The sequence below is a fragment of the Deinococcus aerophilus genome (assembly GCF_014647075.1).
GTDB classification, from domain to species: domain Bacteria; phylum Deinococcota; class Deinococci; order Deinococcales; family Deinococcaceae; genus Deinococcus; species Deinococcus aerophilus.
Window position 1 is genome coordinate 194680 of sequence record NZ_BMOM01000001.1, and the last position, 22076, is coordinate 216755.

19 protein-coding genes are annotated in these 22076 nt (G+C 66.8%); 12 read left to right on the forward strand and 7 right to left on the reverse strand.

Annotation, left to right across the window (positions count from 1 at the left end):
• The first annotated feature begins 5 nt into the window (after positions 1 to 5).
• Positions 6 to 749 (forward strand): carbonic anhydrase, encoded by a 744-nt coding sequence (locus IEY21_RS00990; RefSeq protein WP_188900390.1) that lies wholly within the window; start codon positions 6 to 8, stop codon positions 747 to 749.
• Positions 750 to 830: 81 nt separating this feature from the next.
• Here IEY21_RS00990 and IEY21_RS00995 read toward each other — a convergent pair whose 3' ends face one another.
• Entirely contained in the window at positions 831 to 2066 is a 1236-nt protein-coding gene (locus IEY21_RS00995) for an aminopeptidase (protein ID WP_188900392.1), read from the reverse strand.
• Positions 2067 to 2172: 106 nt separating this feature from the next.
• Entirely contained in the window at positions 2173 to 2355 is a 183-nt protein-coding gene (gene rpmF / locus IEY21_RS01000; RefSeq protein WP_188900394.1) for a 50S ribosomal protein L32, read from the reverse strand.
• A 143-nt stretch (positions 2356 to 2498) separates the two neighbouring features.
• Between rpmF and IEY21_RS01005 the strand changes: the two genes are divergently transcribed.
• The 7 genes from IEY21_RS01005 to IEY21_RS01035 all read left to right on the forward strand — a co-directional run bounded on the left by IEY21_RS01005 (position 2499) and on the right by IEY21_RS01035 (position 9530).
• Entirely contained in the window at positions 2499 to 3146 is a 648-nt protein-coding gene (locus IEY21_RS01005) for a trimeric intracellular cation channel family protein (protein WP_188900396.1), read from the forward strand.
• Positions 3147 to 3226: 80 nt separating this feature from the next.
• Positions 3227 to 4564 (forward strand): deoxyribodipyrimidine photo-lyase, encoded by a 1338-nt coding sequence (locus IEY21_RS01010; RefSeq protein ID WP_188900398.1) that lies wholly within the window; start codon positions 3227 to 3229, stop codon positions 4562 to 4564.
• A 59-nt stretch (positions 4565 to 4623) separates the two neighbouring features.
• Entirely contained in the window at positions 4624 to 5664 is a 1041-nt protein-coding gene (locus tag IEY21_RS01015) for an MBL fold metallo-hydrolase (protein ID WP_188900400.1), read from the forward strand.
• Positions 5665 to 5722: 58 nt separating this feature from the next.
• Positions 5723 to 6391, forward strand: coding sequence for a tRNA (guanosine(18)-2'-O)-methyltransferase TrmH (gene trmH / locus IEY21_RS01020; RefSeq protein WP_188900402.1), 669 nt, complete (start codon positions 5723 to 5725; stop codon positions 6389 to 6391).
• 65 nt (positions 6392 to 6456) lie between these two features.
• Positions 6457 to 7689 carry a 2,3-bisphosphoglycerate-independent phosphoglycerate mutase gene (locus tag IEY21_RS01025; RefSeq protein ID WP_188900404.1) on the forward strand — a complete coding sequence of 411 codons (1233 nt, stop codon included), beginning with the start codon at positions 6457 to 6459 and terminating at the stop codon, positions 7687 to 7689.
• 385 nt (positions 7690 to 8074) lie between these two features.
• Entirely contained in the window at positions 8075 to 8932 is an 858-nt protein-coding gene (locus IEY21_RS01030; RefSeq protein ID WP_188900406.1) for a PRC and DUF2382 domain-containing protein, read from the forward strand.
• A 106-nt stretch (positions 8933 to 9038) separates the two neighbouring features.
• On the forward strand, positions 9039 to 9530 hold the full coding sequence (locus IEY21_RS01035) for a YsnF/AvaK domain-containing protein (RefSeq protein WP_188900408.1): 492 nt from the start codon (positions 9039 to 9041) through the stop codon (positions 9528 to 9530).
• Positions 9531 to 9649: 119 nt separating this feature from the next.
• On the opposite strand, the gene IEY21_RS01040 is transcribed toward IEY21_RS01035, so the two are convergent.
• The 5 genes from IEY21_RS01040 to groES all read right to left on the reverse strand — a co-directional run bounded on the left by IEY21_RS01040 (position 9650) and on the right by groES (position 19487).
• Entirely contained in the window at positions 9650 to 11275 is a 1626-nt protein-coding gene (locus IEY21_RS01040) for a histidine kinase N-terminal 7TM domain-containing diguanylate cyclase (RefSeq protein ID WP_188900410.1), read from the reverse strand.
• Between the two features lie 481 nt (positions 11276 to 11756).
• The gene (locus tag IEY21_RS01045; RefSeq protein WP_188900412.1) at positions 11757 to 12884 is read right to left on the reverse strand and encodes a S8 family serine peptidase; all 1128 of its coding nucleotides are present in this window, start codon (positions 12882 to 12884) and stop codon (positions 11757 to 11759) included.
• A gap of 605 nt (positions 12885 to 13489) precedes the next feature.
• Complete coding sequence (locus tag IEY21_RS01050) at positions 13490 to 17167, reverse strand: tetratricopeptide repeat protein (RefSeq protein ID WP_188900414.1); 3678 nt, start codon at positions 17165 to 17167, stop codon at positions 13490 to 13492.
• Positions 17168 to 17482: 315 nt separating this feature from the next.
• Positions 17483 to 19126 (reverse strand): chaperonin GroEL, encoded by a 1644-nt coding sequence (groL, locus tag IEY21_RS01055; RefSeq protein WP_188900416.1) that lies wholly within the window; start codon positions 19124 to 19126, stop codon positions 17483 to 17485.
• Positions 19127 to 19199: 73 nt separating this feature from the next.
• A complete protein-coding gene (gene groES / locus IEY21_RS01060; RefSeq protein ID WP_188900418.1) occupies positions 19200 to 19487 on the reverse strand; it encodes a co-chaperone GroES in 288 nt (95 codons plus the stop codon).
• A gap of 258 nt (positions 19488 to 19745) precedes the next feature.
• Between groES and IEY21_RS01065 the strand changes: the two genes are divergently transcribed.
• From IEY21_RS01065 to IEY21_RS01075, 4 genes are read left to right on the forward strand one after another with little or no spacing between them, the layout of a single operon-like run.
• A complete protein-coding gene (locus tag IEY21_RS01065; RefSeq protein ID WP_188900420.1) occupies positions 19746 to 20351 on the forward strand; it encodes a GGDEF domain-containing protein in 606 nt (201 codons plus the stop codon).
• On the forward strand, positions 20348 to 20986 hold the full coding sequence (locus tag IEY21_RS16755; protein ID WP_229752744.1) for a nucleoside deaminase: 639 nt from the start codon (positions 20348 to 20350) through the stop codon (positions 20984 to 20986). The genes IEY21_RS01065 and IEY21_RS16755 overlap by 4 nt, the downstream gene beginning before the upstream one ends.
• A complete protein-coding gene (locus IEY21_RS16760) occupies positions 20983 to 21459 on the forward strand; it encodes an NUDIX hydrolase (protein ID WP_229752746.1) in 477 nt (158 codons plus the stop codon). Before IEY21_RS16755 ends, IEY21_RS16760 begins: the two co-directional genes overlap by 4 nt.
• The gene (locus tag IEY21_RS01075; RefSeq protein ID WP_188900422.1) at positions 21456 to 22058 is read left to right on the forward strand and encodes a histidine phosphatase family protein; all 603 of its coding nucleotides are present in this window, start codon (positions 21456 to 21458) and stop codon (positions 22056 to 22058) included. Before IEY21_RS16760 ends, IEY21_RS01075 begins: the two co-directional genes overlap by 4 nt.
• The last annotated feature ends 18 nt before the right edge of the window (positions 22059 to 22076 follow it).

The following is a 22076-nucleotide window of genomic DNA, read 5'->3' on the forward strand; positions in this document are numbered from 1 at the left end:
TCGCGATGACCGACCACGAACCGGCCCAGCCCACCACCGTCCTGAAGGCCACCGAGCTGGAGCGCCGCATCCTGGATGCCGTGCGCCGGGGGGCGAGCATGGAGGACATTGCGGCCCTGCGGCACCACACCGATGTCCAGACCCCCGAGGGCGCCATCGAGGCCCTCAAGGACGGCAACGCCCGCTTTTTCGGTGGCCGCAGTGCGCGTCCGGAACTGGGTGTCAATGAACGCCGCGCGCAGATCATGGGCCAGTCGCCCTACGCCGCGGTGCTCGCCTGCAGCGACAGCCGCGTGCCGGTGGAACTGGTGTTCGACGTGGGCTTGGGCGACCTGTTCGTGGTGCGCGTGGCGGGCAACGTGGTGGGCGAGGCGGGACTGGGCACGCTGGAGTACGCCATCGAGCATCTGAACGTGCATCTGGTGATGGTGATGGGTCACGAGGCCTGCGGCGCGGTGGCCGCCGCCCTGCTGCCCCCCGAGAAGATCGCGCAGGAGCCCGAGAACCTCCAGAGCCTGATCCACAAGATCACGCCGAGCATCGAGCACCTGCCGCCCATCCGCGACAAGAAGGCCCGGATGCGCGAGGCGGTTCTGAACAACGTCCGCCATCAGGTGCATGTGCTGCGCCAGCAGAGCGTGATTCAGGCGGCCGAGGCGCGGGGCCAGATCCGCGTGATCGGCGGCTTCTACGAGATCGGCAGCGGCGCGGTGGACTTCCTGACCGACGAGGCCGACCTGCAGCCCTGAGGCCCGGCGGCCCCAGGGCACACAGGGCGCGGGGCGTGGACCGGGAGATCCCCGAATCACGCCCCGATGCTCCGGCCGGCGTCAGATCACAAACTCGCCCGCGCGCATCACCGGCTCGCGGGTGCCGTCTTGGGTGATGCCCGTCACGTCCATCTCGCCGCTGCCGATCATCCAGTCCACGTGGGTCAGGCTATCGTTGCCGCCCTTGGCCATGAACTGTTCGGTGGTCAGATCCACGCCCCCCTTTACATTGAAGCGGTACGCGTTGCCGATGGCGATGTGCGAGGCCGCGTTCTCGTCATACAGGGTGTTGAAAAAGAACATTCCGGAGCGGGAAATCGGGCTGCTGTGCGGCACCAGGGCCACCTCGCCCAGACGGTGGCTGCCCTCGTCGGTGTCGATCATCTTGTCCAGGGCGGCCTGACCGTTGCGGGCAGTGGCGCGGGTGATGCGCCCGTCCTTGAATTCGATGCGGATGCCGTCGAGCAGCGTGCCGTTGTACGACAGCGGCTTGGTGCTGACCACCACGCCGTCCACCCGTTCCCGGTGCGGAGCGGTCCAGACCTCCTCGGTGGGAATGTTGGCGGTGAAGGTGATGCCGCCGGGGGTATCGGCCGCGCCGCCACCCCAGACGTGGTCCTCGGCCAGCCCCACGGTCAGGTCGGTCTCGCCCCCCTGAAAGTGCAGCGCGGCGTACTGCTTTTCGGTGAGCAGTTCGCGGCGGCGCTGCAGGTTCGCGAGGTGCTCCTGCCACGCGGTCACCGGATCGGGCTGGTCGGCGCGGGTCGCGGCGAAGATGGCGTCCCACTGCTGGCTTATGGCCTCCTCGGCACTGGCGTCGGGGAACATCAACGCCGCCCAGCCGGGAATGGGCGCGCTGATCAGGTTCCAGTTCAGGCGGTTGGTCATGACCTGTTCGGTGTAGGGCCGGCGGTAGGCCGCCAGCGCGCGCTGGTGCGTCGCCACGCGCCCGGCGTCCACGCCGCCCAGGAGGTTGGGGTTGGTGGCGCGAATGGCGATCACGGCCCCGCCCGCCTGGGCGGTTTCGATCTCGGCGTCCACCCGCCACTTGCTGAGGGTCTCGAAGCTGCCGTCCGGGGCGAGCTCGAAGCGGGCGAGCTGCACGTCGTCATCGTCCCAGCGCACGTCTACAAAGGACGCGCCCGCCGCGTAGGCCTCGCGCACCACGGCGCGGGCAAGCTGGGCAGTGTCCACCGGGGCCTGCACGAGCACGCGCTGGCCCTTGCGCACCCCCAGGCCCACCCGCACGGCCAGCCGCGCATAGTTGTTCAGTTTCTCCTCAAAGGTCAGGGTCATGGCCACGAGGATAACGCGGGCAACGCGCAAGGCGGATGGCACAAAGCTCAGCGGGACCCAAAGAAAAAAGCTCCCGCATGGGGAGCTTTTCCGGGATGGAACCTGCTTAGACGGCCAGCACCTGACGGCCATCGTAATAGCCGCAGCTGGGGCAGATGTGGTGCGAGAGCTTCTTGCTGTGGCAGTGGGGGCACTCGGTCAGGTTGGGGGCGGTCAGCGCGTGGTGGCTGCGGCGCATGTCGCGCTTGCTCTTGCTGGTCTTCTTTTTGGGAACGGGATGCTTAGCCATGTTCTTTTCTCCTGGGCCGCACGGCGTCTCCCGCCGGGGCGCGGTTCTCGCTCACCCGAAAGGGGGGGAGAAGCGAGACAACAGCGGGGAGTATAGCACGCAGCCCTCCGTCTTTTGAACCGCTGTTGGGCTACAGTGCGCGCGTGCACGAATTGCTGCCGCCCATCACCCTGGAAACCGGGTTGCACTGGCTCGACCTGATCGGCGTGCTGGCCTTCGCGCTGTCCGGAGCGCTGCTGGGGGTCCGCAAGCGCTTTGACCTGTTCGGGGTGCTGGTGCTGGGGTGCGTCACGGCGGTGGGGGGCGGGGCCATCCGCGACACCCTGACCGGTCAGACGCCACCGCTGTTCCTGCGCGACGAGACCTACTTGTACGCGGCGCTGCTCGGGGCGGCGCTGGCCTTTGCCTTCGGCGAGCGGCTGGCCCGCTTCGAGCGCACCCTCAGCGTGTTCGACTCGGCGGGTCTGGCGCTGTTCGCCGCGAGCGGAGCGCTGGGGGCCATCAATTTCGGGCTGGGGCCGCTGGGCGTGGTGTTCACCGGGGCCATCAGCGGCGTGGGCGGCGGCATCATCCGTGACCTGATTGCCAATGAGGTGCCGGAGGTGATGTACCGCCGCGACCAGCTGTATGCCACGGCGGCGGCGGCCGGCGCGTTCACGGTGTGGGCGCTGCACCCGCACGTCACGCCGTTTCAATCCCAGCTGGGCGGGGTGGTGGTGGTGATCGCCCTGCGCTGGATCTCACGCCGGGGCTGGGCGAGGCTGCCGGTGCGGCGGCTGTCGGGCGAGTAGGGAAGGAGCAGGCCACCGAACGGTGTGCTTCTGCGTTCCGGCCCACCATCCCGCCCGCCGCCACACGCTAGAACCCGCCCATGATCCATGATTCGCGCGTTCAGCCGCTGCGGCCCGGAACGCCCGCACGGGGGGGCTTCGTGTTGCTGTGGGTGCAAGCGGGCGTACGCACGCGCGACAACCACGCGCTGGAATACGCCGTGCGGCAGGCCAATGAACGGAAGGTACCGCTGGTGGCCGTCTTTGGCCTGACCCCCGATTACCCGGAGGCCAACGCCCGTCACTTTCAGTACCTGCTTGAGGGCCTGCGGGATCTGCGCGTCAATCTGGCGGCGCGTGGCATCCTGCTGTCCATCCGCACCGGCAAGCCGCCCGAGGTCGCGCTCACGGCGGCGCGGGAGGGCGCGGCCCTGGTCGTCACCGATGTGGGCTACCTCAACCTTCAGCGGGCATGGCGCGACTGGTTAAAGGCCCACCTGAATGTTCCCTTCGTGCAGGTCGAGTCCGAGGCCGTGATTCCGGTGCATACGGTCAGCCGCCGGCTGGAATACGCGGCGCGGACCATCCGACCAAAAGTGCAGCGGCTGTGGCACGAGTATCTGGTGCCGCTGGAGGAACACGAGTTGCAGGTGCAGACGGACGACTGGGCGGCGGGCCTGGACGTGGGTGATCCGGCGGCCCTGGTCAAGACCCTGCCCGTTGACCACAGCGTGCCCCCCGGCACCGAGCGGGGCGGCGAGGACGCGGCGCTGGAACGGGTGGAGGAATTCATCAGTATGGATCTGGCCCGGTACGACGGGCGGCGCAATGACCCCAACGAGGAGGGCGGCAGCCGCCTGAGCGCGTTCCTGCACTACGGGCACCTGTCGCCGCTGACCGCCGCGCTGGTGGCCCGTGAACACGGCGGCCCTGGCGCGGACGCCTTTATCGAGGAGCTGATCGTGCGCCGCGAACTGAGCTTCAACCTCTGTACCTTCAACCCGCTGTACGACCAGTACGACGGACTGCCCGAATGGTCCCGCAAAACACTGGAGGAACACGCCGGCGACCGCCGCGAGCACCTGTACACCCGCGAACAGTTCGATGCGGCGCAGACCCATGATCCGTACTGGAACGCCGCCCAGCGCCAGATGGTGCAGACCGGGCGCATGCACAACTACATGCGCATGTACTGGGGCAAGAAGATTCTGGAATGGACCCCCGACCCGCGCACCGCCTACGCGGACATGTTGTGGCTGAACAACCGCCATGAGCAGGACGGCCGCGATCCCAACAGCTACGCGGGCCTGGGCTGGGTGCTGGGGCTGCATGACCGTCCGTGGGCCCGCCGCCCGGTTTTCGGCACGGTTCGCTACATGAATGCGGGCGGCCTGAAGCGCAAGTTCGATGCCGACCGCTACGCCCGCACCTGGGCCTGAGCATCCCGCCGACCGGTGCGGCAAGGACCGCGTGGACCGGCACACGCTAGGGTGCGGCCATGAGTGCGCCCACCCCTCCCGCCGCCGTTCCGGTTCGCCACGTCACGTCCGGCGGCACGCGGGTCTACACCCTGAGTGTGCCTGCCTTTCCGCATTTTGCCGCCAATATCTTTCTGGTCGTGCGGGGAGAACGCGCCGCACCCACCTACACGGCACTGGTGGACACCGGCGGCAGCCATGAGGCGAGCACGGCGGCTCTGGAAACCGGTCTGGACACCATCCGCGCCGAATACGGCGAGGCGTGGTCATGGGACACGCTGAACCGTGTAGTGATCACCCATCCGCATCCGGACCACGTGGCGGGGCTGCCGCATGTTCGCCGCCGGACGACGGCGCCGGTCGCCGCGCACGCCGGGGCGGTGCCCACCATCGAGAACCCGGCCGGTGACCCGGTGGCCCGGCAGGCCGAGATGGAAGAGCACATCCGCTGGCTGGGATTGACCGGGGACGGCACGGAAGCGGAATACGCCGAACGTCTGCGCCGCCGCGCCCGCAACACCATGCTCCCGGAAGCGATTCAGGTCCACACTTCCCTGAACGATGAGGACGTGCTGGACGGCGTGTTCGCCGTGATCCACACCCCCGGCCATGAGGGATCGCAGATCTGTCTGCGTGTGGATGACCTGCTCCTCAGTGCCGACCACCTGCTGCCGCGCAACTCGCCGCCGCTGATGCCGGAGCGGTTTCAGCGCGGAGCCGGGCTGCGGCACTACCTTGCCTCGCTGGACCGCATCGAGGCGCTGGAGGGTGTGGGCGTGGCTCTGGGTGGACACGACGGCCCCATGGTCCACTGGCAAGGGCGCATCCAGCAACTTCGCGACCGCTACGCCGACAAGCTCGCGGCGGTGTTGGAGGCGGCCACGACGCCCATCACCCTTCATGACCTGACCCACGCCCTACACTCCCGGCTGCGGCCCCTTCAGGCCATCTTGCTGCTGGACCAGACGGCGGCGCTGGCTGAATACCTGACGGCGCACGGTGGCCTGAGCGAGACCCGGCGGGAGGACGGAGCGGCGCTGTTCCAGCGGACCCTGCTGTAAAGGCCCGGTTCCGCGGCGCGAACACGGCGGCGCCCGGCCTGCGCTACTCTGCGGCGTTATGACGCCCGAGCGCTACGCCAAGATCCTGCGGGTGCTGAGCAAGCGCCAGCCCACCCTGAGTGTCCTGATGGACCAGGTGAACAAGCCCCACAACCTCTCGGCCATCATCCGTACCTGCGACGCGGTGGGCGTGCTGCGTGCCCACGCCGTGCCGCCCGGCAACGGCAAGGCGCTGGACTTTGAGGGCCATACCTTCGAGGCGACCTCCGGCAGCGCTCACAAGTGGGTGCGGGTGCAGACGCACGCGGACACCCTGGAAGCGGTGCGCGGCCTGCAGGCCCAGGGCGTGCAGGTGCTTGCCACCCACCTCTCGCAGCGCAGCGTGGACTACCGTGAGGCCGACTACACCCGCCCGACCTGCGTGCTGCTGGGCGCGGAAAAATGGGGCGTTTCGGACGCGGCGGCAGACGCAGCGGACCACAACATCGTCATTCCCATGTTCGGCATGGTCCAGAGCCTGAACGTCTCGGTGGCGGCGGCGACCATCCTGTTCGAGGCGCAGCGCCAGCGGCTCGCGGCCGGGATGTACGACACGCCGCAGCTCTCGCCCGAGGACCTCGCCCGGCACGCCTTCGAGTGGGGCTATTCGGACCTTGCGCCCGGCTACCGCGAACGCGGCGAGCCATATCCCGCGCTCGATGAACAAGGCCAGCTGGTGATGGGCTGAGGTGATCTAACTCCCCCCAGTATCCCGGACGCTTTCCAGTTAGTGTCCGGCGTACACTGAACCGCATGAGCGATCTTTTGCAGACGGTCCGGGGGCTGGCCAAGAAAACCGACAGCAAGATTCTGATGGTGGTGCTGGACGGCGTGGGCGGCCTGCCCATGACCGTGAACGGCGAAACCGAACTGGCGACGGCCAAGACGCCGAACCTGGACGCGCTGGCCCGGGAGTCGCAGCTTGGTCAGGTGGAGCTGATCGGAGCAGGAATCACGCCCGGCAGCGGGCCCGGCCACCTGAGCCTGTTCGGCTATGACCCGCTGCACTACCTGGTCGGGCGTGGAGCGCTCTCGGCGGTGGGCATCGGCGTCAAGCTGAACAAGGGCGACGTGGCCGTGCGCGGCAACTTCGCCACGCTGGGCGCCGACCGCATCGTGGAGGACCGCCGCGCCGGACGCCCCAGCGACGAGAAGAACGCCGAGGTCGTGGCCCGGCTGAAGACCGCGATTCCCGAGATTGACGGCGTGCCGGTGGAGATCTACACCGAGTCCGAGCACCGCTTCGTGGTGGTGTTCCGGGCCGGAAACGGCGGGGACCTGGGAGCCAACCTCAGCGACGTGGACCCGCAGACCACCGGCGTGCAGCCCATGACCGCCACCGCGCACGACGCGCCGAGCGAGAAGACGGCGGCGCTGGTCAACGCCTTCGTCCAGCGGGCCGAGGAGGCCCTCGGGGACGACCCGCAGGTCAACGGCGTGTTGTTCCGGGGCTACAGCGACGTACCGCACTTTCCCAGCTTCGAGGACGCCTATCAGCTGAACGCCGCGTGCATCGCCTCATACCCGATGTACAAGGGCCTCGCCAGTCTGGTCGGCATGGAAGTGCTGGACGTGGAGGGCGAGGAGGACGCACTCGACGGCAAGGTGCAGGCGCTGACCCGGCACTGGGCCGAGTACGACTTCTTCTTCCTGCACATCAAGAAGACCGACAGCACCGGTGAGGACGGCGATTTTGCCGCCAAGGTCAAGAAGATCGAACTGTTCGACGCCCTGCTGCCACGGCTGCTTGCCCTCCAGCCCGACGTGTTCTGTGTGGTGGGCGACCACAGCACCCCCAGCAAGCTCTCGGCGCACTCGTGGCACCCGGTTCCGGTGCTGATCCACAGCGAGTACGGCCGCAAGGACGCTGCGGTGCGCTACACCGAGGAGGAGGCCGCCCGGGGCAGCCTGGGCCTGCGCCGGGGCACCGACCTGATGCCCCTGCTGATGGCGAACGCCCTGAAGCTCAACAAGTACGGCGCCTGAGGAGAAAGTACGCCGGAGACTGCGGAACATGGGCCCACCCGGATCAATGTGAAGTAAAGGAGAAAGACGCCGGGCATTGGGGCGCACACGGACAACAGGAATCCCTCTCCTGTTGTCCTTTTTGCGTTTTGCTGCCCGGGAGGACCGGCTCAGGCGAGGGCCGGGCGCTTGAGAAACGTGACAATTCATCCCAGCAGAACATAAAGGGTTGAGCAGGACGACCTTTACTCGTCCGCCATTTTTGCGCCGGTGCCTCGGGGCAGCATGAGGACACGACCGAAGCGGGACCGTTGCGGGGTGCCAGAACTTCCCGGCAGCTTTCCTCGGGTCCTTAGTCCACCTCATGCTCTCCGGCCCGGCTGGAGGCACCTGAAAGGAGACCCATATGGCACGTTTGATTCCCCTGTCCGACATTACCGCCCAGCACTCCGACGTTCTCGGCAACGACTACTACGATCCCACCGGCCAGACCGCCTACGGCATGAACGGCGAGAAGATCGGCACGGTACGCGGCGCCCTCGCCGAGGCAGAAACCGGCAAGATCCGCTCCCTGATTGTGGATGTGGGCGGCTGGTTCTCCAGCAAAGACGTGGTGGTGCCCGTCGGCATGGCCCAGTTCCAGGGCGAAGAGGTGCATTTCACCAACCTGACCAAAGATCAGGTGGGGGACATGCGCGAGTACCGCATGGGCGAGGACTACGACACCGACGCCCAGTACTCCGATGAGCGCGTGCTGCGCTCGGCCCACAAGGATTACGAGGCCGACGAGAGCCAGTACGCCGCCCGCACCGGCTACCGCGACAACGACGCCCTGTACCAGACCCCCGACAAGCTCAAGCTGCTCGAGGAGCGTCTGGTGGTCAATAAGGACCGCTTCGTGGCGGGCAGCGTCGAGGTCGGCAAGCGCGTCGAGACCCATCAGGAAAACGTGAACGTGGACCTCGGGCGCGAGGAAGTCGTTATCGAGCGTCACGCTGTCACCGACGCGCAGCCCGTCGAGGGTGCGGTGCTGGGTGCCGACAGCCAGACCATGCATGTTGACTTGGAGGCCGAACGTGCCAACGTCACCAAGCAGGCCTTCGTAACCGAGGAAGTCACCGTGGGCAAGCGCGAGGTCACCGACGCGCAGACTGTGACCGAAACCGTGGGACGTGAAGTGCTGGAGGTCAACAAGTCCGGCGACGTCCGCCTGGACAGCGACGGTCAGGCCATGTCAGACCGCAACGACACCCGCAAGGGCTGAGCAGCTGGACCCGCAGCGGGGCGGCCCTGAGAGGGGTCGTCCTGCTTTTTCTCCATATATCTGGCAAAAGACCACCAGATAGAAAGACCGGCAGACAGGAGGTTCCATGACCGACCCAAGAAACGATGACGCCAAGGCAACAGAGCCGCAGCCTGCAGACGCTGTGCTGGAATCCAACGACCTGAAACTCGAGGGCACTCTGGAACTGCGTGAGGAGCGCCCAGTGGTCCAGAAGGAGCGCGAGGTGGTGGGCGCCGTGAACGTTTCGCGCGAGGTACGGCGTGAAACCGTGCAGGTGCCCGTTGAACTCGTGACCGAGGTTCTCGTCATCGAACACACGGCGGGGAACCATGCGGTGACGCTGGACGGTACGCCCCTGGCCCCCGGAGAGCGGCGCGAGATGCTGATCTACCGCGAGGAGGCCCAGGTCCACAAGCAGGTGGTGGTCAGCGAGCAGGTAAGCGTCAGCAAGCGCCAGGCGGTGGAGACCCGCACCTTCGACACCACCCTGGCCCGCGAGGAACTGGTGGTGCAGGAGGAGGGCGAGATCAAATTTTCCGGGGACCTGCGCGGCACCCGGCACGGCTCGGAACGCTGAGCCCCCGGATTCACTGTTCTACGGAGCCCCACAGATGGGCAGGCGGAGTTCAGGTCCCCCAGGACTGGATAGGCCCGAACGCTCCATCTCTTGCTCAGCCGGATGGGGGAGTGAGGGCGTCAGTCCGGGACCGTCACCGCCCGCCGGGGCAGCCCCATGCCTGGAACGGGTGGGGGCAGGCAGACCCGGTTGCGGCCTTCGCGCTTGGCGAGGTACAGCGCGCGGTCGGCGGCGAGCAGAACCTGCTCGGTCCCGGGGCCATGCTGAGCTGAGGTGGCCACCCCGAAGGACGCTGTGATCCGCAGGCGGTGTTCCCCGTGCAGGATGTCGAGCCGCTCGATCTCGTGCCGGAGGGACTCGGCCACCGCCTGGGCCTCGGCCGCCGGGGGGCCGGTCAGCACTAGGACGAACTCCTCGCCTCCGTAGCGGCACAGCGTGTGCTCTTCCTGAAAGTGACCCTGCAGCAGGGCGGACACCGCCTGAAGCGCCCGGTCCCCGCCGCCATGCCCGTGGGTGTCATTGGTGAGCTTGAAGTGGTCAATGTCGAAGATCAGGACGCTGTATGCCGTCCCGACGCTGGCTTCCAGCAGGGCCAGTTGTTTCTGGAGATACCGGCGGTTGTGCAGCCCGGTCAGCGGATCGCGCAGACTCTGCTCCCGCAACTGAACCTGCAGGCGCTCGATTTCCAGAAAGCGCTGCTGCAGTTCCTCGTGGGCAGCCTGCACCTGCGCCTCGGCCCGCTGCTGCTCGGTGATGTCGCGCCACACCACCATGTGGCCCTGCACCACCCGCTGGCTGTCCCTCAGGCTCGAGACCCGCACCTCCAGGTGGCGGCCATCGGGCAGAGCCAGGCGGACGTTCTGATCCCCCAGGTCACGCAGGTCGTGCAGCGCCGCGTCCCAGTGGGCGAATACCTCGGTGGCCGGCAGGCCCAGCGGAGACTGGATGCCCGCCCCGACCATCTGGCGGGCCGCGTGGTTGAGGTCCAGCACGCGCCGCCGCCGGTCCAACACAACCACGCCGTCGGGCAGCTGCTCGATCAGCAGGTGCCGCGCCACCGGTACCAGATCGAACAGGCGCAGCCCCAGCACGGCGTACATGAAGACCGCACCGGTCATCAGAAACGACATGGGCGTGATGTCCAGCCCAGGAAACACCGGTCCCCAGACCACCCCGACGAAGCTTCCGGCCCACGGCACCGCCAGTCCCAGCAACAGCCAGCTCACCTGCCGGCGGTACAGTCCCACCGACTCCTGCCGGGCCCGGATCAGGCGAAGGACGCTGAGGAGAATCAGCACATACCCGTGTACCACTGCCACCGTGAACCACGGGCCACCGTGCAGCAGGGTATGGGCCGAGAGGTCAGCCAGCGGCCCGAACAGCAGTTTCCACGGATCATTCGTGAGCATCAGGAGAACCGTGATCACGCTGACCGCCAGCACAGCCGTCCATTCCGGCCACCTCACCGTGCGGCCCGGTTCCGTGAGCAGGCGGGTCAGCAGCCACACGCATACCGGGCTGGAGATCGCCCCCGCAAAGCTGGCCAGCAGCCACACCTGCGGCCACAACGGTCCTGAACTGGCCCAGTGCGCGGCATAGGTCAGCGTCCAGACCGCCACCATCACGAGGTACGCGAACAGGCCCAGGGCTCCCGGAACCTCACGGCGCCGCCACGCCACGGCAGCGGTCATGACGGCCAGCGCGCCGGCGCAGCTCAGCCACAGGGTGTATGTCTGTGCCAGCATGGACATTGTCCCTGACAGCCTAACCCGGAAGCCATGAACGGCTTCTGTCATGTGTGGTAACCCCAGTGGGGGCAGGGCAGGCCACGGCGCAGCAGACGAAGGATGGGGAGGCCCGCTGCCCGGTCACGCCCGAATGGAGTATGGGTCTTGACAGAGAGCGTTGCGGGTGATAGATTCAAGCTTCTGATCCAAGCGATCATGCAGTGCAGTTCACGATGTACATACGCACTTGAGGGCGGCGTCCACCTCCCGGAACTAAAAAACGGACGCGCGAGCAGAGGCGCGGGAAAAGCCCGCAGACTTTGATTCCCACAGAGGGCCCGAGCGGCTCTCTTTTTTGTTGTCGGCCTTGCTGGCTGACCGGCCAGAAACGGTGGCCGGTCATATGAAGGGGCCCCCGAATCAACAGAATCGGGGGCCCCTTCATATGGCGCTGTGAATGGAGGCGGCTCCGTGCCGGATCACTGCACGGCCAGCAACGTTACCGGACTTTCTGCAGGAAAGCCTGGGCGTTCAGCAGACCGTTGCCCAGGACGTCGCCGTCGCTCTTGCCCTGGGTCAGCGCGCTGTTGGCCGCGTTGATGTTGGTGGCGGTCGCACCCAGCTGAAGGGCAAGTTGACCCACGTAGCTCTGCTTGTACGGCTCGCCGAGCGCCAGGGCCAGGGCGCCGCTCAGGACCGGGGTGGCAAACGAGGTGCCGCTTACCAGGGCGTAGTCGCCGCCAGGAATGGCCGAGGCGAGGGCGACTCCCGGCGCCGTGAGCTCCAGGGCATTGCCGTAGTTGGACCAGCTGGCCAGGGTCGCGTCGCTGTTCACGGCCCCGGCATTGATGGCGTACTGGCCGAGCGTGTTTTTCTTGGTGCTGTTGCGGGCCGGGAAGGCGACCTTGTCGTCTCCTGCATTGCCCGCTGCGAGCGTCACATACACCCCGCGGTCGGCGGCGCGCGCAATCGCCTTGGTCAGATCGTTGTCCTTGTCGGAGGTGGCCGAGACGTTGATGATCTGGGCACCGTGCTCGACGGCCCAGTCAATGCCGGCGGCCAGGCTGGCCACGGTTCCTTCTCCGTCGGCATTCAGCGCGCGCACCGGCATGATCCTGGCTTCCGGAGCCACCTGCACGATCAGGCCGGCCACGGCCGTACCGTGTCCGTACAGGCCGCTGGTGGCGGTGGGTTCATCGCTGGGGTTGGTGTCCTGGGACAGAGCGTCGTACCACGTGGCCGGATCGGTCAGGTGACCGGTCAGTGCGGGATGGTTCAGGTCTACGCCCGTATCCACCACGGCCACGACAACGTTCCGGCCCAGGTTGGGGGCCAGGGCCTGGGCTTCGGTCAGGCGGATGAGGTTCCACGCGGCCGCGTTCTCGCTGAACGTATTCGGGGTGCCGCCGGGCGCGGTGCTGGTATTCAGACCAGTGGCCCACGCGCCGATCCGGCCAGTGGCCCACGCGCCGATGCGGCCGTCTGCCCACGCCCCAATCCGGCCGCTGGCCTCCGCCAGTTTCATGCTGCTGTCATTGCCCAGCGCCTGCAGGCTGGCACCGCTTCCCTGCGCTTCCGGAGCGCTGAGCGGCGCAGTGCCGCAGGAGGCGAGAAGAGCTGCGGTCATCAGGGGAAGAAGAAGGGCTGGGTGCTTCATGGTGGGCTCCTGGCAATGGTTTCGGCGAAAGGCGGGGGCGTTTGCGGCACCGCGGCACGGACCCGGAGCACAGAAACGTTCCCGGGGAGGCACGGCTTTGTTGAGATACATTAAATATAACTGAAAACTTACAGGACGTGTCCATACCTGTTCCTGAGACAGAAACAGCCCTGCCGTCCAGAGGATTTGAGAAGGCAAGGGAAGGGGTCAGCCGGGCGCTCCTAGCCCTGAGGACAGGGAAACCGTGCTGTGCAGCACGGCTTCGACCTCCACAGGGGTTCGACGGCCTCAGCACAGGAGATTTGGTTTCTCTGCCTACTCAGTGGCCTGTCTGGGGTCCGGTCAGGGCCAGCGGGGGTAAAGAAAATGCAGGAAGAACGTGAGTCCTTACATTAAGACCGAATGAAATAATTAGGGCCTTCCCCGGGGCTGGCCGGGTCAGTGGAGGCGCAGCCCGCGGCACGGGAGAGCCAGTCAGATGTATCAGGTTCCGGAAAGGTCACCGGAACACCGGGAAGCGTGCGGGTCCGGTCTGAACAATCCGGCGGGTTCGGGTCCAGGAGCAGAGGACCGTTTCAGAACGCGACGCAGTTGCGGGTGCGCTTGGCTTCGTACAGTTTTGCGTCTGCCAGCGAGACCAGCCGTTCAAAATCAGGCAGGCCCTCGTTGGTCGCGACCCCCAGCGAGAGGGTCACCGAGAGGCCGGGCGCGACCGCCGCCCAGTCCGCGTGCGCGACGGCCGCGCACAGTCGCTGGGCCACCACGATCGCCTGGATCAGGGTGGTGTTCGGCAATACCACGATGAATTCCTCGCCGCCGTAGCGGCCCGGCACGTCCGAGGAGCGGCAGAGGCTCCGCAGCAGGGCGCCCAGACGACGCAGCACCTCATCCCCGACCGGGTGGGAGAACAGGTCATTGACCCGTTTGAAGTGGTCCACGTCCAGCATGATCAGGGACATGACGCGCTCCTCGGCGCGGTGCTGCTTGAACTCGCGTGCCAGGGTCTCCTCGATGTGGTGCCGGTTGAAGATTCCACACAGGCTGTCCTCGCGCAGCTGGCGCTCCATCAGCACCGACTGTTCCTGCAGGGCTGCCACCAGCGCGCTCTTTTCCCGGTTGGCCTGTTCCAGCGCCACGTTGGCGCTTGCCAGTTCGACCGAGCGCAGCTTGTACAGCTTCGTCTCGGATTCGGCCCAGTCCACCTCATGCTGCAGCAGCGCGTGGCTTTTCAGAGCCAGCTCCTCTTCCAGCAGCCGACGCTGCGCCGCCTGTCCCCTTTCCAGATGATCCATGGCACGTTCCATGTCGCCGCGGCGCTTGTACAGCAGCGTCAGCTTGTGGTGGGCCAGCACGGCCAGCTCTGTCCAGTCGGAACGCTCGCTGTCGGCCAACACCTGGAGGTACACGTTGCAGGCATCCGGAACGCCGCCGCGGGTTTCCAGATTGGACGCAGAATACAGCCGGGTCCAGGCCAGAGGCTCGGGCAGGTTCACAAGTGGGGACTGAAGCAGGGTCAGCGCCTGCCTGTGCAGCGCGGCAGCCTGTTCGGGGTGGTCCTGTGCATCGAGCGCCCGGGCGACCACCGAGAGGGCCAGCGCGTGATGCACTGTGTCGCCGGCCGCGCTGCTGGTCTGGGCCGCCCGCTCTCCGTGGGTCCGGGCCTGTGCAAATTGACCCAGTTCCTGATGGGCGTCGGCCATGCGGTACAGGCAGGCGCCCTGGCCGGAGGTGTTGCCGGTCTTCTCGAGGACGGCGAGGGCCTGTCCGTAGTATGCGAGGGCCGCGGTCCGGTCCTTCATGCATGAGGCCGCCACCGCGCCCAGATCCATCAGGGCGCCGGCCTCGCCGGGCAGGTCGCTCAGTTGCCTGGAGAGTTCCGCGGCTTCCAGCAGGCATTCGGTGGCCCGTTCCGTGTGGTAAAGGCGGCTGTAGACGTTGCCCAGCAGGTGCCTGCAGTCGCGTTCCAGCGTCAGGTCCCCGCTGTCCTGCGCGGTGGCCACGGCCTGGGTCAGCCGGGTCAGGCCAGACTTGAACTCGGAGGCGGAGATGTCGTGGAAGCCCAGGGTGTACAGGGCGTGGGCCAGGCCCTGCGGGTGGTCGTGCTGTTCCGAGATCAGCTGGGCCTCGCGCGCCTTCTGCAGGCTTTCAGCCGGGGTGGTATGCCGCAGCTGCCAGGCGGCCGCATTCAGGGCGTTCACGTGCTGAATCACATGCACCGGAAGGGTGGGGGGTGCGAGTGAAAGGTCCGAAGGGGTAGGGCGCCCCGAAAGCGCCGGATCGTGTGGGTCTCCACCCGCCGGGGCCTCGGCGTGAAAGGAGCCGGCGATCATGCCGAGGAACACCTCGATCAGGTAGGGGTCGAAGTGTCTGCCCGATTGCGCGGCCATTTCCCGCCACGCCTCCTCCCGCGACCACGCCGCCTTGTAGGAGCGTTCGGTCGTCAGGGCGTCCCACACGTCCACAATGGCCACGATTCTGCCGGTCAGGGGAATGCGGTCTCCCTGCAGACCCTGGGGATAGCCGCTGCCGTCCCAGCGTTCATGATGTGTCAGCGCGATTTCCTCGGCCATGCGCGTCAGGTCCGACTGACCGCCTTCGAGCACGCGCGCTCCGATGGTCGTGTGGTGCTTCATGATCGTGAATTCCTCGGCCGTCAGCTTGCCCGTCTTGAGCAAAATGACGTCGGGAACGCCGATCTTGCCGATGTCGTGCAGCCGTGCGGCGAGCCGGATCAGTTCCACCTCGGCCGGGGGCAGCCCGATGGCCTGGGCCAGGGCAGCCGCCAGCTGAGAGACGCGCTGGGTGTGGCTGCCGGTCTTGTCGTCGCGGTACTCGCCCACCAGGCCCAGACGCGTGATGATCTCGCGCTGGGCCTGTTCGAGGTCGGCCGTCCGCTTCTGCACCTGCTGTTCGGCCTCGCTGCGGGCCTGCTGCGAGGTCTGGTTCATCAGGCGGTAGGTTTCGGCCTGGTGCTTGGCGCGTTCCACTTCCAGCTGGGCCGTCAGGTTCTGGAAGGCATCGTGCCGGTCCTGATCGTGCAGGGACCGTTCCAGGTTCAGGGCCTCCCTGAACTGCCGGGCCGCCTGTTCGAAGTGTCCCAGGCGCTGCAGCACCTCGCCCAGGTGTTCATGAATCTCCAGCGCGGCGCGGTCGCTGCCGCTTTGCCGCGCACAGGTCAGGGCCCGCTCAAAGTGGGCCGCCGCCTGCTCGAGCTGGCCGTCCTCGGCCTGCAGGCGGGCCAAGTGGACCAGTGTGTTCTGTTCGCTGGGCAGCGCACCCAGTTCCCTGGAGAGGCTCAGTGCCTGCCCGAATGTCTCCAGGGCCAGGGTCCGCTGGCCCAGCCCAACATACACCTGCCCCAAGTTGTCCAGGATCTCTGCCTCGTTGTACCGGCGCCCACTCGTCTGGGCCAGCCGCAGGGCCTGCAGCAGCAGCTGCAGCGCCTCGCGGTGCTCCCCACGGTCGCGGGCGACTAGGCCCATGCCCGTCAGCCCGGCGATCTCGTTGGCGGTGTGGCCGGCCCGCTGCGCGGCGGCCATGCCCTGCTCGAAGGCCCCGGCCGCCTGGGCGTATTCGTGCCGGATCTGGTGGATGTTGCCGATGTTGATCAGACACGCGCTTTCCAGGCTGTGCAGCGGCTCCGGACAGTGGGTGATGTACTCAAAGCAACGGGCCAGATGCTCCAGGGCCTGATGCAGGTCTCCCAACTCAATGTGAATCAGCCCCAGGTTGTTCAGGCACTTGGCATAGCCGGCGTGGTCCCGGAGCTCCTCACGGACCCCGGCCTCTTCCAGAATGACGGCGCTGGCCTCGCGGTACTGGCCCTGCAGGAACAGGGCCATGCCCTGCAGGTTGAAGGCACGGGCAAGGTCTGCCGTTCGCTGATCGGGGAGCAGTTGCCTGATCTTGTGGGCCAGCTCCGACACCCGGTCGTAGTGCTCGCACACGACCTCGGCCTCGGTCTGTTGCAGCAGGGCGGTGACCTGCCCTGGTCCGTCGCCGGCCTCGGCCATCAAGGCGGCGGCGCGCTGGGCGTGCAGGGCCGCCGGCTCTCCCTCTTCCAGTTCCAACAGGCCCTGGCTCCACAGGAGTTCTGCCTCGCCCTGCAACGGGAGAGGCCAGGCAGCCAGCTCTGCGGACACCGTTTCCAGCACCTGCACGGCGGCCCTGGGATCGGTTTCCAGAAGTGCCCGTGCCCTGTCCAGCACGGCCCGACCGGTGCCCACATTCAGATTCAGCGCGGCATGGTTCAAGAAACGCCCTTGGGTGGAAAAAGGAGGGTGAAGAGGAGAGGGGAAACACAGCGAAGGGGCCGAACAGTCCGGGGACCGCTGCCTCCATTATTGAGAATGGGTCTTACAGAAACCCCACCTGGGGTCGTGCCTGGACCGGGGTCGTGCCTGGACCGGGGGGGGGCGGCCGTAGCTTAGCCTGTGGCCCCGTACAGGAACCATAAAAAAGCCGGAGCATGGTGCTCCGGCCTCTTTTTCCTGCTCCTGATGGTCCCGGCGTCGGGGATGGCCCTTTCGCCGGGGTGTTCCATCTGTCGCCGGATGAACTGCTGGGGTTTAGAAGTCCATTCCGCCCATGTCGCCGCCGCCCATGCCGCCTGCGGGTGCAGGAGCGGCCTTCTCGGGCTTGTCGGAGACAATCGCTTCGGTGGTCAGGATCAGCGCGCCGATGCTCGCCGCGTTCTGCAGCGCGGTGCGGGTCACCTTGGCGGGATCCACGATGCCGGCGGCGATCATGTCGTCCACGTACTCGCCCGTCGCGGCGTTGAAGCCGAAGCGGGGCTTGTCGCTGTTGATGACGGCGTTGACGATAACGCTGCCTTCCTCGCCGGCGTTCGCGGCGATCTGGCGGGCGGGCTCCTCCAGGGCGCGGATCAGGATGCGCGCGCCGGTGGCCTCGTCGCCGCTGAGGGCTTCGGCGGCCTTGCGGACCGAGGGAATGATGCGCAGCAGCGTGGTGCCGCCGCCCGCAACGATGCCTTCTTCAACCGCCGAGCGGGCGGTGGACAGGGCGTCCTCGTAGCGGTGCTTCTTTTCCTTGAGTTCGGTCTCGGTGGCGGCGCCGACGCGGATCACGGCCACGCCGCCGGCCAGCTTGGCCAGACGCTCCTGGAGCTTTTCCTTGGCGTAGTCGCTGTCGGTGGTGTCCAGTTCGCCCTTGATGGCGTTGACGCGGGCGTCGATCTCGCTCTGCTGGCCCTTGCCGTCCACGATGGTGGTCTCATCCTTGGTGATGCGGATGCGCGCGGCGCTGCCCAGCATGTCCATGCCAGTGTTTTCCAGCTTGTGGCCCAGGTCCTCGCTGACCACCTGTCCGCCGGTGACGGCGGCGATGTCGCGCAGCATTTCCTTGCGGCGGTCGCCGAAGCCAGGGGCCTTGACGGCGGCGATGTTCAGCGTGCCGCGCAGCTTGTTGACCACCAGGGTGGCCAGCGCCTCGCCTTCCACGTCCTCGGCGATGATCAGCAGCGGACGGCCGGTCTGCGCCACCTTCTCCAGCACGGGCAGCAGGTCCTTGAGGTTGCTGATCTTCTTCTCGTTGATCAGGATGTAGGCGTCTTCGAGGACGGCTTCCATCTTCTCGGGGTTGGTCACGAAGTAGGGGTTGATGAAGCCCTTGTCGAACTGCATGCCCTCGACGACGTCCACTTCGGTGTCAAAGCCCTTGGACTCCTCGATGGTGATGACGCCTTCCTTACCCACCTTGTCCATCGCGGAGGCGATTTCCTCGCCGACCTGCTCGTCGTTGGCGGAGATGCCGGCGACTTTCTTGATGGCGTCGGAGTCTTCCACCGGCACGGCCAGCTTCTGGATTTCCTCGATGGCGGCGGTCACGGCCTTCTCAATGCCGCGCTTGAGGGCCAGCGGGTTGGCGCCGGCGGCCACGTTGCGCAGGCCTTCTTTCACGATGGCCTGACCCAGCACGGTGGCGGTGGTGGTGCCGTCCCCGGTGATGTCGTTGGTCTTGCTCGCGACTTCCTTGAGCAGCTGCGCGCCGATGTTCTCGAGCTTGTCTTCCAGCTCGATTTCCTTGGCGACGGTCACGCCGTCCTTGGTGATGGTGGGGCTGCCGAACTTCTTCTCGATGACCACGTTGCGGCCACGGGGCCCAAGGGTCACTTTAACGGCGTTGGCGACGGCGTTTACACCGCGTTCCAGGCTGCGGCGGGCGACTTCATCAAATACAAGTTGTTTGGCCATGGGAAGTACTCCTTCGGAGTGGGTCTAAAAGTTTGAGAGGTGGAAGGTCAGAGCTGAACGGACGTGCCTGTCCTTACTCGACGATGGCGAGAATGTCGCGCTCGGCGAGGATGGAGTAGTTCTTGCCGTCCAGGGTGACTTCGGTGCCGCCGTACTTGGCAAAGTACACGGTGTCGCCTTCCTTGACGTCCAGCGCCACGCGGGTGCCGTTGTCCAGCATCTTGCCGCTGCCCACGGCGATGACCTTGCCGCGCTGGCTCTTTTCCTTGGCCGAATCGGGGACGTACAGGCCGCCCGCGGTCTTCTGCTCGGCTTCCTCGACGATTTCTACCAGGACACGATCACCTAAAGGTTTAAGCATGGATATTCCTCCTGTGGAGTGAGATGTGGGGCCACAACCGCGCCGACAATGGCGGCGGGTTTTTGCCGTTCCGCACGCAAGCCTAGTCGCCTCTGGGCAATAATGTCAAGCGCCGGAGTCTGACAATTTGAGCGTGGTGCGCTCAAGGTGCGCCAGCACGCTCAAATAACATGTAGCGGTCTTGGGCTATAGGCTTGACGTATATACGCCGTGCGGGTATACCTGAGTGGAATCCAGCTCAAAACAGGAGGAAGCCTCATGGCCCGTCCCGATATTCTGTCGCGCAATCCGTTTGAGGACGCCTTTGCCCGGCTGGGTCCCACTCCGCTCACGCTGGCGGTGCTGGACCTTGACCACTTCAAGACCCTGAACGACACCCTGGGCCACACCGAGGGCGACCGGGCGCTGCGGGCGGTCGAACGCCTGCTCTCGGGCAGCCTGCCGTCGGGCAGCATCATCGGGCGGATCGGGGGCGACGAGTACGCCGTGATTCTGCCGGAAAGTGCCGCCGAGACCGCGCTGATCCTGTTCGACGAGGTGATCCGCCACTTTCATATCCACCGCGATCCCCACTGGCCGCGCACCCTGGGCCTCAGCGTGGGACTGGCCTCGCGTCCGGCGCACGCCAGCGCCTATGACGAGCTGTACCGCGCCGCCGACGAGGCCCTGCTGCGGGCCAAACGCGAGGGCCGGGGCCGGGCGTGCATCTACGTGGAATCCAAGATGGTCCTGAAGTCCAACTACTACCCCAAGAGCCAGCTTGAACGCCTGAGCAAACTCTCGGGAGCGCTGGGCCGCACCGAGGCGAGCCTGCTGCGCGAGGCGCTCGACGACCTGATCGAGCGCCACCGGGATGAGCTGTGAGCGGAATCACGGCCACCCTGTCGCCCGGCTGGCACGCGGCCCTTTCGGAGGCGTGGGAGGCGTACCTGCGCGGCTCGTACCCGATCGGGGCGTGTGTGGTGGACGCAGACGGGACCGTGATCGCGCGGGGGCGCAACCGGCTGGGCGAGCCCCGCCGTGTGGAGGGCGGCTTTATCGCCGGGCACGATCTGGCGCATGCGGAGATCAATGCGCTGCTGAATCTGGCGTCCACACCGCGCCCGGAGAGTTACGGCTGGACGGTGCTGACCACCGTGGAACCCTGCCCGCAGTGCGCCGGGGCCATCGCCATGAGCGGCGTGCGCGCCGTGGCCTACGCCGCCCCCGATCCCTGGGGTGGCTGCACGCGCCTGCTGACCGACGATCCGTACGTATCCGGCAAGCGGATTCAGGTGGGCCGTGCGCCGCAGGACGTTCAGCGGCTGGCGCTGCGGCTCAAGGCCCATGCGCTGTGGGAAGAGGAACGTCCGGCCGGAGAACGCCATGTCCTGAACCGTTTTGCGGCCCATCATCCCGAGGACGTGGCTTATGCGGAGCAGCTGTACCGCTCCGGCGTTCTTCTTGCCTTGCGTGAGCGTGGGGCCAGCCTGGAAGAAGCGCTGGCGGTGCTGGCATGACCGCCCAGTCCTTCCTCAATCTCTCGCCGGGTGAAGAACGAACAGGCCGCGCCTGCGCGTGGATTGAACACGAGGGCCGGGTGTTGATGTCCGCGCGGGATGCATGGGGATGGACGCTGCCGGGCGGAGGCGTCCACCCCGGCGAAACACCCCAACAGGCGGCGATACGCGAAGCCTGGGAGGAATGCGGCGCACACGGTGAGGTGGTGGGCGAGGCCGTCCGGCTCTCCGAGGGCGCGGATTGTTACCCGGTGCGTCTGCTGGGCCTGGACGCCAGCCCGGAAGGGCGGCCGGTGCGGTGGGTCAGGCCAGAGTCGCTGTGGTGGGCGTGTGATCCCCAGCTGTGTCAGGTGCTGGAGGCGAGGGGCCGGAGTGTTCCACCGCCTGCCCTCCGAACCGTGGTTCAGCTGCTCAGGCGGATCATTTTTCGGATTCAGGCCGTGGTCAGGCGTGTCTCAGGGGTGACCGCGTGAACACCCTCCACCTGACCCTGCTGCGCCACGGACGCAGCCGTGCCGACGACGAGGACGTTCACGAGGGCCGCTACGACTCGCCGCTGAGCGGGGTGGGCCGCGCTCAGGCCGGGGCGCTGGCCGAATACTGGGGCGCCCATCCGCCCGACTTCGACCGGGCGTACTGCTCCACGCTGGCCCGCGCGCACGAAACGGCCCGCATCGTCACGGATGCGCTGGGCCTCTCGCTGACCCCCACCGACCTGCTGCGCGAATGGGACAACGGCCCACTGGCGGGCATGAACCGTGCCGAGGCGCTGAAGAACTATCCCATCCCCACCTTCCGCCACGACCTCGACGCCTTTACCCCCGAGGGAGGAGAGAGCCAGGCCGCGATCCGCGCCCGCGCCCTGCTGGCCCTGGAACTTATCTGGCAGGGTGGAGGAGAGCGCGTGCTGGCCGTGACGCACGGCGGCTTCGGCAATTCCCTGCTGCGGGAAGTGCTGGGCAGCAGCCGGGCCTGGGTTCCTTTTGGCGATACTGCGTTTGCCACCGTTCGCCTGAGCCGCGACAGCCACACGGCGTATCTGACCGGCGTGAACCTCGCGCCCCACCTGTGACCCTGCCTTTACAGTGAC

Bases quoted from the DNA above. Each gene is read 5' to 3' on its own strand.
- IEY21_RS01010 (WP_188900398.1), top strand. From the start codon at position 3,227: ATGATCCATGATTCGCGCGTTCAGCCGCTGCGGCCCGGAACGCCCGCA.
- groL (WP_188900416.1), bottom strand. From the start codon at position 19,126: ATGGCCAAACAACTTGTATTTGATGAAGTCGCCCGCCGCAGCCTGGAA.
- groES (WP_188900418.1), bottom strand. From the start codon at position 19,487: ATGCTTAAACCTTTAGGTGATCGTGTCCTGGTAGAAATCGTCGAGGAA.
- IEY21_RS00990 (WP_188900390.1), top strand. From the start codon at position 6: ATGACCGACCACGAACCGGCCCAGCCCACCACCGTCCTGAAGGCCACC.
- IEY21_RS01065 (WP_188900420.1), top strand. From the start codon at position 19,746: ATGGCCCGTCCCGATATTCTGTCGCGCAATCCGTTTGAGGACGCCTTT.
- trmH (WP_188900402.1), top strand. From the start codon at position 5,723: ATGACGCCCGAGCGCTACGCCAAGATCCTGCGGGTGCTGAGCAAGCGC.
- IEY21_RS16760 (WP_229752746.1), top strand. From the start codon at position 20,983: ATGACCGCCCAGTCCTTCCTCAATCTCTCGCCGGGTGAAGAACGAACA.
- IEY21_RS01040 (WP_188900410.1), bottom strand. From the start codon at position 11,275: ATGCTGGCACAGACATACACCCTGTGGCTGAGCTGCGCCGGCGCGCTG.
- IEY21_RS01030 (WP_188900406.1), top strand. From the start codon at position 8,075: ATGGCACGTTTGATTCCCCTGTCCGACATTACCGCCCAGCACTCCGAC.
- IEY21_RS01035 (WP_188900408.1), top strand. From the start codon at position 9,039: ATGACCGACCCAAGAAACGATGACGCCAAGGCAACAGAGCCGCAGCCT.
- IEY21_RS01045 (WP_188900412.1), bottom strand. From the start codon at position 12,884: ATGACCGCAGCTCTTCTCGCCTCCTGCGGCACTGCGCCGCTCAGCGCT.
- rpmF (WP_188900394.1), bottom strand. From the start codon at position 2,355: ATGGCTAAGCATCCCGTTCCCAAAAAGAAGACCAGCAAGAGCAAGCGC.
- IEY21_RS01015 (WP_188900400.1), top strand. From the start codon at position 4,624: ATGAGTGCGCCCACCCCTCCCGCCGCCGTTCCGGTTCGCCACGTCACG.
- IEY21_RS00995 (WP_188900392.1), bottom strand. From the start codon at position 2,066: ATGACCCTGACCTTTGAGGAGAAACTGAACAACTATGCGCGGCTGGCC.
- IEY21_RS01025 (WP_188900404.1), top strand. From the start codon at position 6,457: ATGAGCGATCTTTTGCAGACGGTCCGGGGGCTGGCCAAGAAAACCGAC.